The sequence below is a fragment of the Nocardioides jensenii JCM 1364 = NBRC 14755 genome, from assembly GCF_001552535.1.
Lineage (GTDB): Bacteria > Actinomycetota > Actinomycetes > Propionibacteriales > Nocardioidaceae > Nocardioides > Nocardioides jensenii.
Genome location: NZ_BCRJ01000166.1, coordinates 1 through 2011, shown reverse-complemented (window position 1 = coordinate 2011; position 2011 = coordinate 1). Strand labels below are relative to the sequence as shown.

Annotated in this window: 2 protein-coding genes; one reads left to right on the top strand and one right to left on the bottom strand. The window is 66.2% G+C overall.

Going from position 1 to position 2011, the window contains the following annotated elements:
* Positions 1-367: 367 nt before the first annotated feature.
* Entirely contained in the window at positions 368-811 is a 444-nt protein-coding gene (locus NJ4_RS24760; RefSeq protein WP_245644702.1) for an NUDIX domain-containing protein, read from the top strand.
* A 129-nt stretch (positions 812-940) separates the two neighbouring features.
* Here the strand turns inward: NJ4_RS24760 and NJ4_RS24755 are convergent, their stop codons facing one another.
* Positions 941-1636, bottom strand: coding sequence for an ArsR/SmtB family transcription factor (locus NJ4_RS24755; RefSeq protein ID WP_067442087.1), 696 nt, complete (start codon positions 1634-1636; stop codon positions 941-943).
* Positions 1637-2011: the final 375 nt, after the last annotated feature.

Here is a 2011-nt window from a genome sequence, read left to right as displayed (position 1 = left end):
GCGCGGCGGGGGAGGAGGTGGCATCCGCCCTCCCCGCGGGCGGGCGCAGGTGCTGTGAGGTCGTTCAGACCTTGCGTCAGATGGCCGCTCATGGGTTGCGATTCGCTGGCACGGGTCATGTCGCACTGCGTGCCCCTGAGGACGCGAGACGATCGCTACCGATTGACTCGCGTCTCGAGAAACTGAACGGCTCCTGATCGGCGCCGGCGAACGCAGGCATGATCATGGGCGGACTCCGGTTAGGCCCGACTCGTGCACACTGGCCGACGTGGAAAGACTCAGTAGCAAGCAGGTCTATGTCGACCCGTGGTTGTCGGTGCGGCGAGACGAAGTGCGTCGTTCGGACGGCTCAAGTGGCGTCTACAGCGTGGTCGACACTGTCGACTGTTCGCTGGTCATTCCCCTCGAGGGAGATCGAGTGCAGTTGGTCGAGCAGGACCGCTACCCCGTGGCTGGTCGGCTCTGGGAGTTCCCATCAGGCAGCGCCAATCCGCTCGATGCGGACACAAGCGCGGCTGCGTCGCGCGAACTGCGTGAAGAGACGGGGCTTGCCACTACCACGCTGCACCGACTCGGCGTCCTCGACACAATGCCTAGCACGCTGAACCAGAAGTGCACGGTGTTCCTGGCGACCGGCCTCACTCAAGAGAGCCCGCAGCGGGATCCCGAGGAACAGGACATGCGCTCGGCCTGGTTCACGAGGTCCGAGGTAGAGCGCCTCATCACCTCGGGTGGCATCTCCGACGCGAAGTCAATCGCGGCCTACGCCCTGTTGCTCCTGCGAGAGGCCATGTCTCGACCGGGTCGATGAGGCGCCTGGCCAACATCCGCTCATTCCGCTGCCCCCGTGCACTTTTGCCCGCGACCCGGCCACGCCCCCTGGTCCGACAAAGTTCGCCCGCCTGAGACCCGTCGATCTTCCCTGCATCTCGCCAGGGAGTCAGGTCTGTGCATCACGGCCAACGACGAGGTCGACGCCGGCCGCGTGCAGTCGTTCGGCTCCGTGCTCGGTGATGGTCAGGGCCCGGGAGCTCGGTCGGCGGATCACCCACGCGTCGTCGAGCAAGGTTGTGGCGATCATGGCCCCGAGCGTGCCGGCGATGTGGTCGCGTTGTTCGGTCCAGTCGCGACAGGGACGGATGGTAGGTCGGCGGGAGCGGGCGCTTGCCTCGACGTCGAGACCGAAGTGGTCAGCCAGCGCTTTGGTCCCTTCGGGGGTGACAGCGCTCATGGGGGGAGTGATCCACTCGATGGCGACCATGCGTTGCGCGAGAGCGACTCCGAGTTGACCCGCCAGGTGGTCATAACACGTGCGAGCGAGCCGGACTCGACGCTGCTCGCGGGAGAGGCGTAGTGACGTGACCGTCGGAAGGCCTGGTTCGCTCAGCTGCTCGAGCGCGTGCGCGATGCGAGAGTTCGCCAGTTGGTAGTGCCGGTAGCGGCCCTGTCGCCTGACCGTCACCACGCCTGCTTCGCTCAGGATCGCGAGGTGTTGGCTGGCCGTCGCCGAGCTCACGCCCGCGGCGCCGGCAAGCTGCCCAGCGGAGTGGGGCTCCCCGTCGAACAGGGCGTAGATCATCGCGGCCCGGGCCGGCGATCCGATGGCCCGTCCGATGTGTGCGAGGTTCCCAAGCATGTCTCCAGTGTGACCCGCCCACGTCTCGGCAGTTCACGAGAGACCGCGCCTCACCGTCACGTCGACGGGTGACCCATCGCGCTGACTGGGAGCACTCCTCGTCGAGCGCGGATCGAGCGTCACACCCCGAGCAGAAGGCCCTCATCGCCGCCGATTTGACCGCTACCCGGTGCTGGCCTAATGTTTCACCTGTCGCCGAGAGCGACCGGGATCCAGAACCTTCTGGTCGAGGCCCGGTCCCACCAGGCGGCCATCCCATCTCGAGTCCCTTTTCGAGCTGACTGAGTGTGCGCCACGATGCGGCCTCGGACGGTTCGGAGCAGGTGTGCAGAAGGTGGATCGGAACGAATCGGCCAGTTTGACAGGCCAACTCAA

Excerpts from the sequence above, each read along its gene's own strand:
- NJ4_RS24755 (WP_067442087.1), bottom strand. The coding sequence starts at position 1,636 with ATGCTTGGGAACCTCGCACACATCGGACGGGCCATCGGATCGCCGGCC.